Annotated in this window: 20 protein-coding genes and 1 pseudogene; 10 read left to right on the top strand and 11 right to left on the bottom strand. The window is 62.5% G+C overall.

The genetic code is table 11. From position 1 onward, the window contains the following. Positions 1 to 22: 22 nt before the first annotated feature. The 4 genes from QWU11_RS25125 to QWU11_RS47445 are packed head-to-tail and all read right to left on the bottom strand — an operon-like array spanning position 23 to position 1,902. Complete coding sequence (locus tag QWU11_RS25125; RefSeq protein ID WP_290116859.1) at positions 23 to 1,150, bottom strand: site-specific integrase; 1,128 nt, start codon at positions 1,148 to 1,150, stop codon at positions 23 to 25. Beyond that, the gene (locus QWU11_RS25120) at positions 1,092 to 1,370 is read right to left on the bottom strand and encodes a hypothetical protein (protein WP_290116858.1); all 279 of its coding nucleotides are present in this window, start codon (positions 1,368 to 1,370) and stop codon (positions 1,092 to 1,094) included. The genes QWU11_RS25125 and QWU11_RS25120 overlap by 59 nt, the downstream gene beginning before the upstream one ends. Continuing rightward, entirely contained in the window at positions 1,370 to 1,585 is a 216-nt protein-coding gene (locus tag QWU11_RS25115; RefSeq protein WP_290116857.1) for an excisionase family DNA-binding protein, read from the bottom strand. Before QWU11_RS25115 ends, QWU11_RS25120 begins: the two co-directional genes overlap by 1 nt. Continuing rightward, positions 1,582 to 1,902, bottom strand: coding sequence for a replication initiator (locus QWU11_RS47445; protein WP_354670905.1), 321 nt, complete (start codon positions 1,900 to 1,902; stop codon positions 1,582 to 1,584). Before QWU11_RS47445 ends, QWU11_RS25115 begins: the two co-directional genes overlap by 4 nt. Positions 1,903 to 1,983: 81 nt before the next feature. On the opposite strand from QWU11_RS47445, the gene QWU11_RS47440 reads away from it, so the two are divergent. Continuing rightward, positions 1,984 to 2,220, top strand: coding sequence for a hypothetical protein (locus QWU11_RS47440; RefSeq protein WP_354670904.1), 237 nt, complete (start codon positions 1,984 to 1,986; stop codon positions 2,218 to 2,220). A gap of 74 nt (positions 2,221 to 2,294) precedes the next feature. Here QWU11_RS47440 and QWU11_RS47435 read toward each other — a convergent pair whose 3' ends face one another. From QWU11_RS47435 to QWU11_RS25095, 3 genes are all read right to left on the bottom strand, one after another. Beyond that, complete coding sequence (locus QWU11_RS47435; protein ID WP_354670899.1) at positions 2,295 to 2,789, bottom strand: helix-turn-helix domain-containing protein; 495 nt, start codon at positions 2,787 to 2,789, stop codon at positions 2,295 to 2,297. Beyond that, complete coding sequence (locus tag QWU11_RS25100) at positions 2,765 to 3,202, bottom strand: ATP-binding protein (RefSeq protein WP_290116855.1); 438 nt, start codon at positions 3,200 to 3,202, stop codon at positions 2,765 to 2,767. The genes QWU11_RS47435 and QWU11_RS25100 overlap by 25 nt, the downstream gene beginning before the upstream one ends. Before the next feature lie 397 nt (positions 3,203 to 3,599). Further along, the gene (locus QWU11_RS25095) at positions 3,600 to 3,878 is read right to left on the bottom strand and encodes a hypothetical protein (RefSeq protein ID WP_290116854.1); all 279 of its coding nucleotides are present in this window, start codon (positions 3,876 to 3,878) and stop codon (positions 3,600 to 3,602) included. A 205-nt stretch (positions 3,879 to 4,083) separates the two neighbouring features. On the opposite strand from QWU11_RS25095, the gene QWU11_RS25090 reads away from it, so the two are divergent. From QWU11_RS25090 to QWU11_RS25080, 3 genes are read left to right on the top strand one after another with little or no spacing between them, the layout of a single operon-like run. Continuing rightward, positions 4,084 to 5,187: a hypothetical protein gene (locus tag QWU11_RS25090; RefSeq protein ID WP_290116853.1), complete on the top strand. Its 1,104-nt coding sequence runs from the start codon at positions 4,084 to 4,086 to the stop codon at positions 5,185 to 5,187. Next, on the top strand, positions 5,174 to 6,355 hold the full coding sequence (locus QWU11_RS25085) for a hypothetical protein (protein ID WP_290116852.1): 1,182 nt from the start codon (positions 5,174 to 5,176) through the stop codon (positions 6,353 to 6,355). Before QWU11_RS25090 ends, QWU11_RS25085 begins: the two co-directional genes overlap by 14 nt. Positions 6,356 to 6,359: 4 nt before the next feature. Continuing rightward, positions 6,360 to 6,731: a gamma-glutamylcyclotransferase family protein gene (locus tag QWU11_RS25080; RefSeq protein ID WP_290116851.1), complete on the top strand. Its 372-nt coding sequence runs from the start codon at positions 6,360 to 6,362 to the stop codon at positions 6,729 to 6,731. Positions 6,732 to 7,086: 355 nt separating this feature from the next. On the opposite strand, the gene QWU11_RS25075 is transcribed toward QWU11_RS25080, so the two are convergent. The 3 genes from QWU11_RS25075 to QWU11_RS25065 all read right to left on the bottom strand — a co-directional run bounded on the left by QWU11_RS25075 (position 7,087) and on the right by QWU11_RS25065 (position 10,239). Next, the gene (locus tag QWU11_RS25075; protein WP_290116850.1) at positions 7,087 to 8,406 is read right to left on the bottom strand and encodes a hypothetical protein; all 1,320 of its coding nucleotides are present in this window, start codon (positions 8,404 to 8,406) and stop codon (positions 7,087 to 7,089) included. 390 nt (positions 8,407 to 8,796) lie between these two features. Then, positions 8,797 to 9,972, bottom strand: a complete 1,176-nt coding sequence (ltrA, locus tag QWU11_RS25070) for a group II intron reverse transcriptase/maturase (RefSeq protein WP_290116849.1) — start codon at positions 9,970 to 9,972, stop codon at positions 8,797 to 8,799. After that, positions 9,973 to 10,239, bottom strand: coding sequence for a hypothetical protein (locus tag QWU11_RS25065; RefSeq protein WP_290116848.1), 267 nt, complete (start codon positions 10,237 to 10,239; stop codon positions 9,973 to 9,975). 999 nt (positions 10,240 to 11,238) lie between these two features. Here QWU11_RS25065 and QWU11_RS25060 point away from each other — a divergent pair. The 4 genes from QWU11_RS25060 (at position 11,239) to QWU11_RS25045 (ending at position 16,674) form a co-directional block, all read left to right on the top strand. Beyond that, positions 11,239 to 12,561: an ATP-binding protein gene (locus QWU11_RS25060; protein WP_290116847.1), complete on the top strand. Its 1,323-nt coding sequence runs from the start codon at positions 11,239 to 11,241 to the stop codon at positions 12,559 to 12,561. Continuing rightward, positions 12,558 to 13,202, top strand: coding sequence for an RloB family protein (locus tag QWU11_RS25055; protein ID WP_290116846.1), 645 nt, complete (start codon positions 12,558 to 12,560; stop codon positions 13,200 to 13,202). The genes QWU11_RS25060 and QWU11_RS25055 overlap by 4 nt, the downstream gene beginning before the upstream one ends. 1,602 nt (positions 13,203 to 14,804) lie before the next feature. Next, entirely contained in the window at positions 14,805 to 15,089 is a 285-nt protein-coding gene (locus QWU11_RS25050) for a hypothetical protein (protein ID WP_290116845.1), read from the top strand. A gap of 529 nt (positions 15,090 to 15,618) precedes the next feature. After that, entirely contained in the window at positions 15,619 to 16,674 is a 1,056-nt protein-coding gene (locus tag QWU11_RS25045; RefSeq protein ID WP_290116844.1) for an IS110 family transposase, read from the top strand. Between the two features lie 469 nt (positions 16,675 to 17,143). Here QWU11_RS25045 and QWU11_RS25040 read toward each other — a convergent pair whose 3' ends face one another. Then, positions 17,144 to 17,443, bottom strand: a complete 300-nt coding sequence (locus tag QWU11_RS25040) for a hypothetical protein (RefSeq protein ID WP_290116843.1) — start codon at positions 17,441 to 17,443, stop codon at positions 17,144 to 17,146. Between the two features lie 299 nt (positions 17,444 to 17,742). Between QWU11_RS25040 and QWU11_RS47430 the strand changes: the two genes are divergently transcribed. Next, positions 17,743 to 17,871 (top strand): transposase, encoded by a 129-nt coding sequence (locus tag QWU11_RS47430; RefSeq protein ID WP_354670898.1) that lies wholly within the window; start codon positions 17,743 to 17,745, stop codon positions 17,869 to 17,871. A 155-nt stretch (positions 17,872 to 18,026) separates the two neighbouring features. Beyond that, positions 18,027 to 18,210: pseudogene (locus QWU11_RS25035) on the top strand (IS3 family transposase); the annotation flags it as partial.

The following is an 18,210-nucleotide window of genomic DNA, read 5'->3' as shown; positions in this document are numbered from 1 at the left end:
GCCGTTTCGGCCGGTCGTGCAACTAGCGTGCACTTAGGCCGATCGGCACCACCACGCCGGCCCTGTCGTGTTGCTCGTCGCGCTGGGCCTTGAGCATCGTGTCGAGACCCTGAGCGATCACCTGGTCCGCCTTGTTGGTCGCGTGCTGGTAGATGAGCGCGGCCTGCTCGCTGTCCTGGCCCATCCTCCGCATCAGGTCCTTGGTCGTCGCGCCGGTCGCGGCGGCGAGCATGTTGCCGGTGTGCCTCAGGTCGTGGAAGTGGAGCCCGAGCACGCCCAGCAGCGCCACGACGTGGACCCAGCGAGTGACCTTGTTGAAGTTGCTCCGCCGCAGTGGGCCGCCCTTGATGCCGGTGAAGACCAGGGCGTTCGGCTTGTTCTCGGTGTACTTGTCCAGGTGCGCTTGCAGGTCCGGGATGAGCGACCGCGGGATGTTGACCGTACGGACGCCGGCGCGGGACTTCGGCGCGCCGAGGACCATGGTGCCGTTGTTCTGCTCGGTGTAGGCGACCCGCACGCGGACGGTGGCGTTCTCCAGGTCGAGGTCGTGGCGGTGGATCGCGGTGACCTCGCCCCATCGAAGCGAGGCGAAAGCGGCCAACAGGACCAGGGCGCGGTAGCGGTCGTCGCGCGTGTAGTCGGCCTTGCCGTCGTGCATGAGGTGGAAGAGGGTGCGTTCGGCCTGGGCGCGGGTGGTGAAGGGCTTCGGATGAGCGCGCATCAGTCCGTCTTTCACCCGGTAGCGGAGCTGGTAGCCGCCGTCCTTCTTGCGGATGTTGCCCACGGGTCGACGGCCGACCAGGTCGGCCAGTTCGATGACCTGGGCGACGTTGAGGACAGGACGCTCGGGCGCCCTTTCGGTGCCGGCCCCTTTGATCCGGCAGGGGTTGCGGGGAAGGATCCCGTCCTCCTCCACGGCCGTCATGAGGATGGCGCGCAGCAGGCGATACGCCTTCGCCGCCACGGATTGGGATACACCGGCGGCGATGAGCGCGGCCCGCCAGTTCCGGATGATCGCCGTCGACAGCTTGCCGAGAGGGACCGCGCCGAGACCCGGCTTGACGTGCTTCTCGAACAGCCAGGCGTACAGCTCACGCGTCCGGACGGTCAGATTGGGACGCTGGGCGATCCAGGTCGTCCCGTAAGTCACTGAGCCGGATCTTGTTGCGCTCCGGGTCGGTCCAGTCGCCCTGATGGATCTGTACCTCGGTCAGGTTCAGGAAACGCTCGGCCTCGGCCTTGCGGGCGAACGTCTCGGGCGCGTACCTGCGCTGACCGTCCGGGCTAAGGTAACTCGCCTGGTGGCGGCCGGAGGGAAGCTGCCGGATGAGACCGAACCGGCGGCGGGTGTCTTTCTTCGCGCGTGCCATTACGCGGCCTTCCAGATATCGGATGCGGTCATGGGCTCGACGGGTTCGAGGAAATCGGTCAGCGCGGACATGGGGATGCGCACGAACCGGCCCACGCGTACGAAGCGGATACGGCGCTGGGCGATGAGTCGGCGAGGGAAGCGTTCGGACGTGCCGAGGAACTTCGCCGCCTGCTTGACGTCGAGGAGCGGATCTTCGTCCGGGCGGTTGGTCATACTGCGTGCCCTTCGGTCGTGCTGAACGGCGGTAGGGGTGGCAGGGGCTTGCCGCTCAGTGCGGCGGACATGAAGGCTTCGCCGGGGCTGTGGCCTTGCCCGAGGTACTGCCAGTGGGCGACGACGAGGACCTGGTCGTCGTCGTGTCTGCATTCGGCGATGAGTCGGCGTGCGTGGTCACGTACAGGGAGCCGATCGGTGTCGTCTGTGGGGCGTATCGGCCGGTCGAGGGTGCCGACGCATTCGGCGGCTTTGGTGGCGTACTTGGCGATGTAGCCGGCCACGGCCTGATCGCTGAGTTCTCCGGTCGTGGTGATTGGCCGAACGTCGACCTGCGGACCCCAGGGGAGCCGTTCCCATCCATCGGCGAGCTGGCCGACCGGTTCGATGCTGCGAAGATGACCGTGGACCGCGCCGTCGACATTCTGCGGAGCGAAGGTTACCTAGGAAGTCGGCAGGGGAGCCGCACCACCGTGATCGCGGTTCCTGAGGCTCAGCCCGATGACTCTGGCGACGGGCAGGAGCAGAGCGAGGAGTTCCGCGTTCTCTTCGGCCAGCTCCAGGAGATCCGCGGTCAGATCCAGACCTTCGCCGCCAAGCTCGAAGAGTTGGACGAGCGCACCAAGAACCTCTGACGCCGAGCTGCGCAAAAGTAAGGCCCCGACTTCATTTCGTCGGGGCCTGCTCTATAGGGAAGACAACGGGGTGGTCACCGCGGAAGGCCGCCTCTGTGCCGTAGGGTCGTACGCGCACCCAGGATTCGTCTCATGACTCCGTAGCTGAGGGAGAACCTCGCCGCGACCTGACGGATAGTCCATCCCTCTTCGTAGAGTCGGACGGCGTCCCGCTCCAAGCTCTCCTGAGCCTGGTCAAACTCTGTGTTCCCGGCGCTGCCGGCAAGCGCCTCCATCTCCGACCTCAGATAACGACGATGCCCACCCGGCGTTAAAAGAGGCCGTAACCTCCCTTCCCGAGCCCATCGAGCAATCGTCGTCGGTCTGACGCCGAAAAGCCTCGCGACCTCCCTCGGCCTGAGCAGATCATCACCAGCGACCGACGCCGGCGGCCCACCAGACCGGGCGTCCGCCCAAGCGATCGACCGTCCTGTCGTCGACCGATGATCGAAGTTCCACGTTTTGGCCTCGACCTCGAAGTCGTCACCCGGGCCTTGCTCGTCCTTCACGCACCCTCTCCGATCAAGCATTTGCACCAAACGATCTTTCCGCCGGTCTGCAGTACCTCGCATCCCCACTCCTTCGACAGCGCCTGGACGAGCAGCAGGCCGCGGCCCGTCTCATCGGTCTCGGAGGCCACCCGGCGCAGCGGAGGCGTGGAACTGACATCCCACACCTCGACCAAAAGCGTGTCGGCCAGCGCGGAAAGGCTGAGGTAGACCGTGCTCACCGTCCCAGCGAGACGGTCTTCGTCCACCGGCTCATCAACGACACCAGTGGCCTTCACCGCGTTGGTAACCAGCTCACTGACGAGCAACTCGACCGTGTCCACCATCGAGGACAACTGCCAGGTGTCGAGTACCCAGCGCGCGTACGCGCGGGCGCGGCCAACCGACGAGGGCATCCCGGCCAACAACATGCAGTTCGATCGTGCTTGATCCATCGTCAGCCTCATTACTCGCGCCCTACCGCGCATGCGGACAGGAGTCCGGCTGTGCGAAAGGGGAGTCTCCGCCGACACCTGCGAGGCGTCGCCGATGGAGGCCGACGACTACGCCCGTCTGGCGCGAGCCGGCGGAGACTCAGCGTCTATGCGGTACGGTCCGCCCGGTCATCTGCAGGACGAACAGCACGCTGCGTTATCTCAGCGGCCCACACCTGCAGTTTGCACAGCTCAGCCGAGATCTTCGCGACCTCCGCCAGCAGCAACTGACGCTCGGACTCCGTCAAGCTGTTTGTCCCCCTCTGTCGCGCCTGCCTGCGTGCTTGGACGATCGAGGTAACCCGGCCGGCGCCATGAACGGTTTCCGACGTGGTCGGCTCCGGCTGATCGTCGCGCTTCACGACCCACCACCGATCGCGCGCAGCCCCTGTGCGTGCGCGGCGATCCGCCGAGCGGCTCCGGCCATGTCGTTGACCGGGTGCTGGTGGTTGGCCTCGGCCCAGGAGAAGTACCGGTTGCCGAAGCTGACGAAGATCCAAAGGGGGACACCGGGGGCACCGGTCGTGACGGCGAGCCCCCCGACCTCCTCACGTACGTCCGAAGCGGCGTCATGCTCCGTCAGGGCCGCTCGCAACTCGGCGAGCAACTCCAGCTCAAGCGACTTGTTCGTTTCCACTCTCACGTCCCTTGGTGGAAGCGATACCGATGACGTCACGAAAGCTCTGGTCATCGATCTCGCGACACCGTCGGCACCACCGTTGATCACACGTAAGAGCTTTCTAGGGAGACACGTCGCGCTGCGATATCGCGCGTGTCGCATCTCGGATGCCTTGGACTCATTCCGTCTCGTCTATGTCTCATCCCGTGTTACGTTCGCCCTGATGGAGAATCCGATGACCTCGACGTCCCCCGTCCGGCTGAAGGTTCTGCTGTACGAACGCCATTGGCAGACCCACCGGACGTTCGCCATGGAGTACGACAGGGCGGCACGCAAGGTCGATCCTTCGTTGGTCGGCGCGGGACCGAGCCGAGCCCAACTCCACCGGTGGACGAGCGGAGACCTGAAAGGGCTTCCGTACGCCGATCACTGCCGGGTACTGGAGAAAATGTTCCCCGGATGGACGGCGGCGCAGTTGTTCGAACGCGTCTCCGGCGTCCAAGAAGAGGCCGATGGCGAGCCGACCAGGTCTGAAAAGGCCACCGAGCTGCTCACGACCATCGACAGGCGCCTCAACGCTCCGCAAGGCGATATTGAATGGGGATCACGCGAGGTCAGGACATCATCGGTGTCCCCAGAGCTGCTTCATTCCGTCGAGGGAGCCAGCGACGAGGCCCGCAAGCTCGGCCGACAACTGGTCGAACTCCAGCGCGTGCTACGCCTGAGCGAAGAAGAGGCCGGCCAGCTGGCCAACCTGGCCGGGAACGTGGTCGAACTCGCGATGACCGCCGATATCGACATCGGCCCCCAGGGGTGGTCGCGGGTGACCAACCGTCATCAGCTGCTCAATCTGACCGACAAGCCAATCACCCGGCTCTCGCGTGAGGTCTGGTTCGAGAACACTCGCGAACAGCTCCTCATCGAACCGGTCAGCGATCCCGACCGTCGCGTCATGATCCAACGCAGGCATGACACCGCGAACCTGTCCAAGTTCGCCTGCCAGATCTCGCCTCCGCTCCAGCCCGGAGACTCGGCGATGGTCGGCTTCGTCTGTGAGGGTGGCCAGTTCAAGGATGATCACTACTGGCGTCAGTCGATCCCCCGCTACACGCGGCAGTACACACTACGTATCCGCCATCAGCAGGCCGGGCGGCTGCTGCGATGCTGGGCGATCGAGGAAGAGCCGAACGGATCAGAGAACTCCGTCGAAGGCGACCTTGTTTGGGACTACGACGGTGACGACGTCGTGATGACCCTGACCCGCGATCACCTGCGGCCCAACCAGGCCCTCACACTGCGATGGGACGTACCGCATGAGCCTGCGTGACGAGATCGAGGCCGTTCTACGCGCGTGGAACGCCTACGAGGTCGAGCGCGGCGGCTCCCCGATCGTGGACTTCGACTGCTTCCCCGACGGCCCGGAGCCCGAACCCGCGCCTGATCGGCTCACCGTCTACCGTCGTCTCATGGAGCTCCGCTCTGCCGCGGAAGGCGTTCTGGCGAGTCGTCTCGATGCCGATCTCGCTTACCTCGGCGCTCTCCTCGGGGAACACATCCCGCCGGCCGATTACGTCCGAGCGACCCAAGGATGCGGAACCGCCGGCTGGTCAGACGACTACGTCGCCGAACGCTTCGAGCAAGCCCGTGGCGCTCTCGCAGATCTCGGCATCGGCTGGGGGTCGGATACGAACGCCGAGCTGCGCCAGGCCGAAGGTTTGCTCGACGTCGGCGAGGCTCCGCATGCCATTCGCCAGGCCGCCCACGAGCTTGAGCCTCTCATCAGGGAGGCGACCGGCAGTACCGCCCCGTACACGCTGACCGTCGAGACCGCCGAGATAGATGCTTACTGGGCCTACTGGCTCGACGGCGCCGGTCAACATGTACGTCTTCGGCTGAACCTCCCGAACGTGGAGTTCACCCAGGTGGGCGCTCGACAGTTCGCGCTACATGAGGTCCTGGGGCATGGCCTCCAAAGCGCCAGCCTCGCGGCCAGAGCGGCGGGCGAGGATATCCCGTGGGTCCGCCTACTTTCCATCCACGCGCCGCAACAGGTCATGCTCGAAGGCCTCGCCCAGGCATGGCCGCTGTTCGTACTGCCCGAGGACAAGGTCCTGATCGCACGCGTACGACTGACGCACTACACCCAACTCGTACTCGGCCAAGTCCACCTGGCACTCAACGACGGCGTTCCGGTGATCGACTGCGCCGACCATCTACGGGCCTGCGTGCCGTGGTGGAGCGACAAGACCATCGCCGGCTACCTCGCCGACCGGGGAACCAACCCCGTGCACCGGTCCTACATGTGGGCCTACCCGGCTGGATTCGACTGGTTCGCAGCCCTCGCCGAAGCCGACGCTAAGGTGTCCCGGGAGGTACTCAATGCCGCATACCGGGAACCCCTCACCCCAACCGACCTCACCACCCTCTGGCCGGCGGGACCGCCTATCGGTGGACCCGGAGGCACTGTTCGTCTACGGAAGCCTCCAGTTCCCTGACGTCTTGTTCGCCCTGATCGACCGGGTACCAGACCACGAGCCGGTAGCGGCAGACGGATGGAGAGTCGCGACCCTCCCCGAGCGCGTGTACCCAGCTCTAGTCGCAGGAACGACGACCGCCCGCGGATACCTGCTAACCGGCCTGACACCGGAAGAATGGCGTGTCCTGGACACGTTCGAGGATCCGGTCTACGAACTAACCCGCGTGGACCTCAACGACGGCCGCCGCGGCTGGGCCTACGTCTGCACCACGGAATCCGACGTCGGACCCGATGACTGGTCATTCGAGAACTTCGAGGCGCACGAGCTACCCGCCTACGTCGAACGCTGCGCAGCATGGCGGCAACGCTACGAAAACCGAGCACAGGCCGGATAACGCCGCCTGACCAGGTGAAAGAGCCTCTGCGGCAAAGTCCGATCTCTGTGTGCAACCTCGGTTGATGGGCGACGTTTCTCTGCCGGATGAGACTTTTCTTTACGTCTTCAAGGGCGACCCGCTACGCGGGCCGCCAGCGGCCGACCGGCCCTCGGACCGGGCGTGCGGCCTCTACGGGCCGGTCCCGGCCCGAACCGGTCGGTCGCCCAACCGTACGAATCTTCCTGGAATCCAGGTGAGTTTTCATGTCGGAACGACAGCCTCGGGTCGCAATCATTCCAGTCGATCGAATTTTTCGTTGAGCTATCGCTAGCCTCCGCTGATCGTCCGCACGGCGCTTTCAGTACAGTTCCTTTTATTTAGCAGTTTTACGCCGCTTCCTCGCGTGTTCATTCGCTTGCCACAAGAAGTACATACCCGAAAGGGAGATGTCTCTTTTCTCCTCAACGAATTTCGTTTCGGCAGTCACCACGCCAGCGGCTGCCGCAAGTCCTAAAGCGGTAGCTATTGGGACGATCCCAAGCATCCCGCACACTGTTGAAAGTCCTGCCATGGCGATGTTGTAGTGATGCTTCTTTTGAAGAGCATCCTCCGCCGCGTGGAGTCGTCGTTCGATCACGCGTAGCGCTGGCGCCACTACATCGCTTTGGACTTCTCTCGCTATTGAGTTCGAGTCTCGGTCCGCAGAACCTTCAGCGGCTAGCCGCTCTTTGAAGGCTTGAGTCAGGCTGTCTCGAAACCCTTCGAATGCATCTCGCTCCGCCTCTCGCAATGTGAGCAGTTCTTTGATAGGTAGGCCATCAACGACAGGAAGATGCAGGTTGAACGCAATATCTGCAGTCGAAGGGGACGAATTCCGGAGGCTTGCCAGTCTGGCTTCCAGGCCAATGCCAAGGCCCACGGGGAGCTGCATCGATGACGCGGTATAGAGGTCGGAGGCGGTGCCGAGCCAATGTTCCCTTACTATGGTGCGCGCTAGAGTCATCTCAAGAGACTCATTGCGGCTTCTATTTTTCGATAGCTCGCGCAGACTCTCTCCGCTGCTGCCGGAAAATAGCTGATCATGGTTCAGGACAAGGCGGCTATCCGAATCTTTAGAGTTGCCGCTCTCGCGGGTCACTTCCCCTTCAGTGAGCAGCGCTGAAGCGATCGATTTCTCAACCTTCTTAGAAAGATGCAATGCCTGGAGCTGATTATATTCTTTCCAGTGAACCGGGCAAGCGGGTGGCTTCGCAACCCATGTAACTAGGCGGTCCGCACCGATATTGTGAATATGGAACAGTGGCCGGGACCATGCTGCAACGAACTTTGCGTTCTCCTCTATCGCCGCCGGGCCGCTCGACACGTTTTCCAGGAACGCATGGGTGTCGGGGCCCACTATTGCAATATTGTCGAAGTAATGCCAGACCCGAGAGAAGAGCCGGTCGACCTGCTGAGTTAGGCAATCGGCGTGCCCGCATGCCAGATAACCCGTGAGATCGAGTGAGCGTCCCGCGACGAGGCTGTTGCCCTCTGGCAACTCAACAGGCATGGTCTGCTGCGCTTGAGCGCGGCCGATTAGGTCCGCTAGCCGTTTGGGATCTTTCGCTGCTTCGTACGCTGCCGACTCGTTCGCTATACCGTTCTCTGTGAGCCAGCTGTGAAACCAGTCGTTTCGGTTCAACTCGGCATCCATAGCTCTAAGAACTCCTTAGCAACTTCGTGTGATCACGAATTTATAGGGGCATCGGCGTGCTGGTACCTTCTCGCCACAGGTGTCTTTACCCGAGTATCAACACCGAGAATAACGGACGTCTGGGGCGGCCCCAGACCGAACTGGAGGACGCGCTCAACCGAGGAAGGCCCGTAGCCAGCCTTCGATAATCAGAGGTAGCCCATGATCTTTCCACGGATCAACCAGTTCAGGCCGTGACGATCGCAGTGGGTGGCTGCTCATCGGAGGTGGTTGGGGCGATCGCTGTAGGGTCGGGCCGGAGCGCGGTTCCAACTCTGCGGTTGGCCCGTTTCTCCGACCCGCCCTCCGAACCCGGCGTGCGGCTTTCACCGCACCGGGCTCTCCACAGAGTCATGCCGTTGGCGATGGTTCTGTTGTTCGCCGTGACCAGGGTGTCGGGATGTCCCAGGCTCGCCAGCGATAGCGGGTGACCGGTATCGCTGCCGCTTCCTGGAGCGTGATCCCGTCCGCGGTGAACTCCCAGCCGCCGTTCATTAGCCGGGTCCGCATCTTCCGCCAGGCCAGGCCACCGTGCCGTTTCCGTAGCCACCACCACAGGCGGTGCCAGACGTAGTGGCCCAGATAGCTGAACGTCCGTTTGGACGAGCCATGGCGGAAGTAGTTGCACCATCCCCTGATGATCGCGTTGAGGCGGATCAGGAGGATTCTCAGGTCCGGTTGTCCTGGGTGGATCACGCCTCGCACCTTGGCGATGATGGAGTTCAGCGCTTTCTTGCTCGGGTAGGTGTAGACGGTCCACGTCTTGGTTCCGCGTTTGCGGCGCCGCTGGATGTGGTGCCCGAGAAACACGAACCCGTCGTCGATATGGGTGACCAGGGTCTTGGTCTCCGACAGGCGCAAGCCCATCGGAGCCAGTACCTCGGCGGCTTCGCGCCGCAGCCTTTCCGCGTCGGCTTTGGTGCCGTTGACCATGGCGACCCAGTCATCCGCGTAGCGGATGAGTCGCCAGTTCGCCAGGCCCTTCTGCTTCCGCGCGTCCCGCTGCCGGACCGTCGCCATGGACCGCTGGTGGTGGTCCATGAACCACTCGTCCAGCACCGACAAGGCGATGTTGGACAGCAGCGGCGACAAGATGCCCCCTTGCGGAGTACCGGCGGTCGTTTCCTGCTGTTGGCCGAGTTCGGTGAGGATCCCGGCCTTGCAGAACGCCTTCACCAGCGCCAGCACGCGCTTGTCTCCGACCCTTCGGCGCACCCGGTCCATCAGGGCCGTGTGCGAGATGGTGTCGAAGCACGCCTCGATATCCGCCTCCAGCACCCAGGTGTAGCGATGGGAGCCCATGTGGTGGATCTCAGCGATCGCATCGTGCGCACGCCGGTTCGGGCGGAACCCAAACGAGCACGGCTGAAAATCCGCCTCGAAAATAGGCTCCACGACCAGCTTCAGTGACGCCTGAACGACCCTGTCGGCGATCACAGGGATGCCCAGCCGGCGCTTCTTAGAAGAGCCCGGCTTGGGGATCAACCGTGCTCGGACCGGCAACGGCTGGAACGTGCGGGAGCGCAACTACTCCCGCAGTTCGTTCAGGAACATCTCCTCGCCCCGTCCGGTCGGGATGTCCCGGGCCATCAGCCCATCGACACCCGCCGTGCGGGACCCGGTATTGCTCCTTACCCGACGCCACGCCATCACGAGGAACGCCGGGTCAGCGACCAGGTTGAACAGATCATCAAACCGACGATATGGATCCTCACCGGCCCAACGGTGCAGTTTGGTCTGAATGCTCAGTACCCGCCACTCGGCCAGCTCCGGCTCAAGCAGCAGCTCGCCCATATTCACAGGCGACCTCCTGACATGACGTCCCTACCTGCTGAAACTGCTGCCTGCCTTCCCCATGTGCGCAGCTTTCCCGCGCTCGGAGTACTACGCAGGCTCCGCCCCACCCCGCACCTTCGGCAGACGACGCGCCTATCCCCGCCCCGGCCCCTGGAAGAGACCGGACGGGGAGCAGCACGAGATGGTTCCCACGTTCACTGCTGACCGCTCGCGGGAGGAGGTGCCCAGCTATGCCCCTGCGGCATCGCCCCGGCTACGCCGTAGACCTTCACCAGAGCCTCCCGACCGGACGCGACACCCGGCCCAGGAGTTCCCCACCAGGCACCGCCCGGCGAGTACGCACCGCGACCCAGCCCATATCCGCCAGATTTGAGCTGGCGGAAGCCTTAAAGGGCGTTACACCGCTGGTTCCTCACGTACACCTTTCCCACTCGTTAACCGGACCCGCACCGTCCGGCAGTACCGGCACGTCCCGACGTCGTCAAGGCTGCTCCCACCCTCACCCGCGCCTCCGGGATCAGGCTGCCTCCAACTTCAAACGACCCGCTACGACGGGCCATCAGCGGAGTCCTTTCACCTCCGCACGGTCAAACAGCGCCTCGTGGCGCACAACGCGCCGCTTCCGGTGCTCAGGCCGTAGCCGGCCCTGCGGTCCGGGTCACCTTGTTCTCGAACGCTGGAGGGGCATCCACGTCTGCCTATGGACGCAACCCCTCCCGGTTGGGCCCGTCCGGCGACCAGTTGCTCCTACACGGCGCTGATGACCAAGGGGTTGTCGATCCTTAAGTGATGCCTCTGCAAACGTTAGGTTGCTGTTGTAACGATTCCTGTCACCACTCTAGGACCCCTGCTCAGCTGGGGGTTCACCGCCTAAGAGTGTGGACAGCATGCGGGGTCAGGAGTATAAGCTACAAGTAGGTGACAGTCTTAGCGTCTAATTTGTCGAACTTCAACGAATCCAGGTAGTTGAGCGCGTGTCAGGTGCAGAGAGGGATCATGCTTCTACGGTTCCGGGTGGCCAACCATCGCAGCATCCGCGACGCGGTCGAGCTGTCGCTTGCGTCGAGTCGCCTTGACGGGACGAAGCCCTCTGACAGCGATTGGCAAGCGGCCACCGTACGGGTAGCGGGGATCTATGGTGCCAATGCCTCAGGTAAGTCAACCATCCTTGATGCGATTGCGTTTGCATGCGCTGCGGTCGAGTTCTCTTTCACCAGATGGGCAGAAGAAGACTCAATACGTCATCATCCGTTCTTGCTTGACTCTAAGTCGAGGCAGGAAACATCGTTCTACGAATTCGACATCGTTATAGACGGCGTCAGATACACATATGGATTTGAGTCATCCGTTCAGGGATTTTCTAAGGAGTGGCTGTATAGCTACCCAGCGAGCCGCAGGCGCGTGCTCTTCGAGCGCCATGAACTAGACGCAAAAAGTATGGAATTCGGTAGGCATCTTCCGGGCGAAAATGTGAGAATAGCAAGGCTCGTCAGGCCTACTAGTCTCTTCTTGTCAACCGCCGCACAAAGCAACCATACATTTCTTCGCAAGATCCACGATTGGTTCGCTAATCACATAGTGCAAGCGAAATACTCTGAAGCGGATCGGGAAGTGCGCCTACGGTGGGTTCGCGACGCCTTGGAAGACTCAAGGGTAGCGGCACAGGCACTAGGTCTTCTAAAGTTCGCTGATCTCGGTATCGCGAGCGTCGTTCTTGCGGAAGAAGATCTAAATGAAGAGCTCAAGGCTTTGTTGAGGCGGCTATTTAAGAGCCTAGCAGAGGCTGCTACAGCACGGCGAGCCGTTAATGCTGAGGATTTCTTTGATGAGTACAAGAAGAAACTATCATTCCTTCACACTGGCGCAGACGCCAGCACTACATTTCCTTTGCCTCTTGAGAATGAGAGCAGTGGCACTGTAGCTTGGCTCTCGCTAGGTGTTCCGGCTCTCACGGCTCTAGGCAGGGGGGATGTATTTATTGTGGACGAGCTTGATGCGAGTTTGCATCCCCGGCTAGCTTCTGCTCTGGTTGGGATATTCAAAGATCCAGAGCTGAATCCCCGTGGCGCACAGCTTGTCTTTACTTCTCACGACACAAGCCTACTCGGCCACGTGCTGGGTGAATCACTCAGTCGAGATGAAGTGTGGTTCACAGAAAAAGGTTCTGATGGCGCGACGACCTTGTTCGCACTTAACGAGTTTCCGGCAAGAGCGTCCGATAATTTCGAAAAGAGATACCTTCAAGGTCGGTACGGAGCTGTGCCAATGATCTCTCGCGAGGATTTGCGGGCCGCCTTGATGGAGGATGCTGGGACGTGAGTGGCGGACGTAACCGCGGACAGAGCAATCTTCGCCGCCGTCGAAATAGCCGACCAGAACGCCCAAGGGTGTTAATTGTTACAGAAGGTCAGTTGACGGAACCTCAATACTTTAAAGGTCTGGCACGGGAGCTAAAGGCTACAGGTATTGAGATTTATAAGCTAGATATTACAGGGGTAGGGAGAGATCCGTGTCGAGTTGTAAGAGAAGCGATTATCCGCGCTGGACTCCCCCGGATTAAAAAGGGCAGTGAAGACTCATATGAGCATGTCTGGTGTGTGATTGATGTAGACGAGCACACTACCCTTGAAAAAGCATTGATGGACGCCCAAGAAATGTCCATAGAGGTTGCCCTGAGTAATCCATGTTTTGAGCTATGGCTGTTGTGGCACTTTGAGGATAGCTTTGCTCACATAACGGGAATTCAGCTAAGCCGTAAGCTGCGTGGATATGGTTTTGTCGGCAAGGGAATTCCGATCGATTTTCCTCATGTAAAATATGCATCCGCTATTTCTCGTGCGACTGAGTCCGCTGCGAGGAGTACAGATGGCCCGAGTGCAAATCCCTCAAGTTCGGTACATAAACTCGTTTCGCTAGTGGCGGGCACGGGTGGTCGTCCGCAGTCCGGTTTCAGAGTGTGATTCATGTGCGTCCGCACGGGACTAAGAAACGTCTTCCTCGCTTTAGCCGGGCACCTTCGGTCATCATGGTAAAGAGGGTGCGTCAACTGATGGACGAGAGGACTACGGCCACTGAGCTTGGCTAAGGATGCATCGACGGCCGTGGCTGTGGCTGAGCGTCGCAGAGTCGGGCCTTAGTGCGTCCGTCTGTGCGCTCGAACAGCGAGTTGCGCCATTCTACGCCGTCCAGCGCTTCGTCTCCAATGAGGTGGGAACCTGCGAAGTATCGCTGACCGTTGTGGACGATACCGAGAAGCCGGCCAGATCCCTTCCTGTAGATACAGCCGAGTTGTGGAGCGCCGCCAGAGCGGGGATCCATGCCGCTGATAACAGAATCGACAAAGCCGCTAAAAATAGCTCTGCTCGTGCCTGCGGCACTGCTAGCCTGCCATGTAGCAAGGGCATCTTGGACGACGATACGTCCTGAACCGTCTGTCGCAAGGCAGGTTGAGGTTGGCGGAACTGGTATGTCCTCCCTCGTCCAGCCTTCTGGAGTTTGGGTCTGATACGTCAGCGAAGTCAATTTGAAGCTGGCTGACATGCCCTCACCGATGCGATACGCGATATAGATACTGAGCGGTCGACGTTCAGATATTGGGTATTCCCGCCACTCCCGTCGGAGCGCAGCGATTAGACCCTCCGCAGTCGAGCCATCTGCCCGAAAGACGCTGCGGTCGACTCGGTCGATGATGCTCGGGAGCATGAGAGCGGGGAACAAGACATCACCCACGAACCCGACTACGAGCGGCGCCGTAGCGGAGGCGAAGACCTTCTTCCCGTGATCCCAGTGGTACGCGGTCGAAGCGCCCGCCGGCCAGGTGATTCTGCTGTCCGTGGCAAGGTTCAGTGACGATGGTCCGCGGGTATCGGCCCCGACCCAGGCGACCAGTGAGGTCATGGTTCACCCCCAACGTAGCGTGCGGCAGAATAGTCAACGTTAAGATGATGGACGACGTCCTGCTTCTGGGTCGAGCTAGGGGTAGGACACGCAACTCCTGGGGCTGCCCGAACGGGGCAGTACGAGGTGTCACTGCGGGAGGATTCTCTCGCACCCAGGTCTTTGGGTGCCGCGTCGGCTCGGCGCGGCACCCAGTCTTGGTTGCGCGTGGATGTGGTCTTAAAGGCGACGGTTAGCCAGCACCGACCATGGTCCTGCAGGTGGCCCCGGGACGAAGACGCAGTCAGCGGCCGAGCACCCTCAAGTGGTCGGCGGCTGTTGAGGTGCCCGGTTTCAGACAAGTGTGAGGGAGCGGTTACGGCGGACGTGGACGCCGTCTGGGTTGCATGTACTATCTGGTCAGGTCGACTGCTGTACAGCACAGGAAGACAGCAACACAGCCATACAACTGCTTACACCGGCAGCCTGCCGCACACCCTTCTACCCGCTGCGGAGGGAGCCTCCGCAGCAGTGCCAGTTGCTACGGATTAGGTGGCGTGTCGCCGGATCCGCTCCCGCGGGGCAAAGCGTCGCGCGAGCGCCGCATACTCTGCGCGCCGACACGCATGCCAGTAGCAGGGGAGGGATGTTGCCGTGGAAGACGCTGGAGTGTGACCCTCCGGTGCATGGACGGGCCAGATGACGAGGCTTGGTCCGCCTACCTGGATCTCACTCGCCGTCGTTCGGAACAGCTTCTTGACGCGGATGATCCTTACGAGGTCGCCCTGCAGCTCATGGGTGATACTGCAAACATCTTCTCCATCGGGGAAGAGTTCGTCGGCAGCATGTACGCGCTGTGGGGGGCTCTCACCGACTGGGGCGAGCTCAAGCCGGCGGGCGGAGCAAGACCGCGCGCCGAATCCGAGATGGTCCGCGCGGCCCGCGAGTGGCTGGCGCTCAACCCCCCATGACAGCGACGCGGTTGATCGGTACTTCGACTACTGGCTATACGACGTTTGTGGCTACGAGCGGCCGTAGTCTCATCGCATTACGCCAACGGTGAGCGCTTCGGCCTGGAATCGCCGGCGACCATGTGGCGAGAGTCTTGCTAACGCTTTTGCTAACAACGACCCCGGATGGCCGTGGACTGATCTGGACAATGCATCGGTTACAGAGCAGGCCAGGGGACGCTTCTGGACCGCTGTGGACGCCCTCGATCTTGCTACGGATCTGTGAGTGTCTTTTCCGGCGGTCCTGGTGGATTGCCGTCAGGATCGGTGCCGGTGATACCGGGTGACTCGCTACGGATCTGGCCGCTTTAGGTGTGCCCTTCATCTGACCTGTCCCCGGGTCGCCGGCTCCGGCCTGGCCCACCGCGGTTGTCCTGATCAGAAGCCTGTCCGCCTGATGGCGTGACTCCTCACAGATGTGTCACCCGGTGACTCCACCCAGGCCCGCGCCGACTTGGCCCCGAAGCCCTGGAAGGAGACGCGAGGCCATATGACCATGCTGGCAGAAGTCGTAGATGCCGTCATCGGGATCGACACCCACCGCGACAGCCATGAGGTGGAGATCGCCGACGCGGCCGGCAGGCCGATCACCACGATGCGGATCGGTAACGACGGCGCCGGATTCGCTCGGTTGCTGGCGGCCATCACCGAGCTGACGCCTGGGCCGCGGGTGGTGGCCTCGGTGGAAGGCAGCCGCAGTTATGGGGTGGGGCTGGCGCGGGCGCTGACCGCCGCCGGCGTGCGGGTGATCGAGTGTGAACAACCCAGCCGTTCCCGGCGCCGCGGGAAGGGCAAATCCGATGCCATCGACGCGCACTTGGCAGTGCTGGCGGCGCTGCGGTCAGACGCCGACCGGGTGGCGGTGCCACGCGCTGATGGTGACCGGGAGGCGCTGCGCATCTTGCTGGTCGCGCGCGAGGAGATGACCGTGATGCGCACGGCGCAGACGAACCGGCTCCGGGCTTTGCTGCTCGCCGGCGACGACACCGACCGCCGTGCCGCCCGCCGTGCCTTGACCCAAAAGACTCTGGCCGCTCTGGCCGGGCGGGAACTGCCCGCTCATGCCACCCGGGAGCAGGCCGTGCGGCAGGCCGAGATCCGCCGTCTCGCGCTCGCACTCGGCCAAGCCTGGCATGACCTGAAGGACAACCGCGCCCAGCTGCTGGCCATCGTCGATGACATCGCGCCTGGTCTGACCAGCCGTTACGGCGTCGGGCCCATCAGCGCAGCCCAGGCCGTCGTGAGCTACTCCCACCCCGGCAGATGCCGCAACGAAGCCGCATTCGCCGCCCTCAGCGGCACCAACCCAATCCCGGCCAGCAGCGGCAAGACCATCCGGCACCGCCTCAACCGCGGCGGCGACCGGGCACTCAACCGCGCCATCCACATGATCGTGCTCACCCGGACCCGCAACTGCGCCCGAACCCGCGCCTACATCGACCGACGCACCACCGAAGGCAAGACCCCACGCGAGATCCAACGCTGCCTCAAGCGCTACATCGCCCGCGAGCTCTACCGAACACTCAACGCCACCATGACCGCTTGACAAACATAGAAGCGTCAGAAGGTTGGGGGTTCGAATCCCTCCGGCTGCGCCCAGGTCAAAGGCCCGTTCCGATCATGGAACGGGCCTTTGTCGTTGGTCGTGGGAGCCGTACTGGGAGCCACCGGGGTTCAGGACCCGAACAGACCCGGCTCATGAACGTCGCCGCCAACCGGGCCGGGCGCCGAAAATTGAGATGACGCAGCCGTCCCGGTCCCCGCTTGGGCTGATATGACTGCGTTAGGGGGTTGATGGGGGCGCATGACAAGTTCGGTCGAGAACGCTGACCCTTCCGGGCCGCTCTTCGAGCCGCTGCCAGACGCTGCCGTGTCTCCCGTAGTGCTTCTGTCCCTCCCATGAAGTTCGCCCGTCCGCTCCGGCCATACAGCACCTGTCGTGCTCCCACGGCAGCGCACGTTCGAGCAGAGCGGGCCCGCGCCGACCGCGAGCGTGCGAGTAGTTCGCATCGGTCTCATGAGGTCGTGAGGGTCCATAGGCGGGCCGGCGCTCCGGGTGCGCGAATGTTGAGTTGGTGTCGGCCCGGTGCGAGGCCGGGGTTGATGAGGATCCAGTAGCCGTCATCGGTGACCCGCATGCGGTCGTGGAGTTCCATGGGATTGTCTGGTGCGGCGGAAACGATCATGTACGGTCGGCGGTTCGTTACCCGAGTTGGTATCAGCGGCTTGCCGTCGAGCGTGACGCTCATCTGGGTCGGTGAGGGCGTGGGTAGGAGCTGCGAGGCGTCCGCGGTCGGCGCAAGGTAGTTTGCCACCGGCGCCAGTATTGGCTGATGTGCGGGGACCGCGCACGAGCGTTGGGGCTTCCCCTGGGGTGCGCCGCCGCCCAGCATCCAGATTTTGCCTGGTTGGTTCAGACCGCACAGCCGTGGGGCGAAGTAGTGCGATCTGGAAATCGATGCTGCGCGCTGCCACCATTGGCGAACGGCCGAGGCCATGTCCACGGTTCCGGCTGGCTGCGCTGATACTGATGCAGTTGTGTCGCCTGAGGTGCCTCGGATCTTCCGGACAGCGTCCCCAAGTAGGCTTGGGGATGTTCGGAAGGGAAGGGTAATTGGCTCGCGGTAGGGCGTTCTCTCAGGAGTTCAAGGACGAAGCGGTCCGCATGGTGCTGGATGGGCCGCGTCCGGTAGCGCATGTGGCGAAAGAGCTCGGGATTCACGACACCACTTTGGGAAACTGAGTGTCGGCCTTTAAGCGCCGGCATGGCGGGAAAGCACCGGGGCCGGCTGGTGACAAGAGCGATCGGGAAGTCCAGCTCGAGCGGGAGAACCGTAAGCTCCGCGAGGAGGTCGCGTTCTTGAAAAAAGCCGCGGCCTTCTTCGCGGCCGAGCATCGGTGACGGCTTCCTACGAGCTGATCGACGCGGAGAAGGCCGAACATACGATCATGGATATGTGTGCGTGGCTCGGCGTGTCACGGTCGGGATATTACGAATGGCGGCATCGGCCGGCGTCGGCCACTGCCGAACGACGCGAACGTCTCAAGGCGCGGATCGCTACGATCTTTCACGCCCACCACG

Origin of the sequence: Actinomadura sp. DC4, assembly GCF_030406325.1 — a bacterium.
Classification (GTDB): Bacteria; Actinomycetota; Actinomycetes; order Streptosporangiales; family Streptosporangiaceae; genus Actinoallomurus.
Note: the sequence above shows the minus strand (reverse complement) of the source record. Positions and strands in the feature narration are given on the sequence as shown.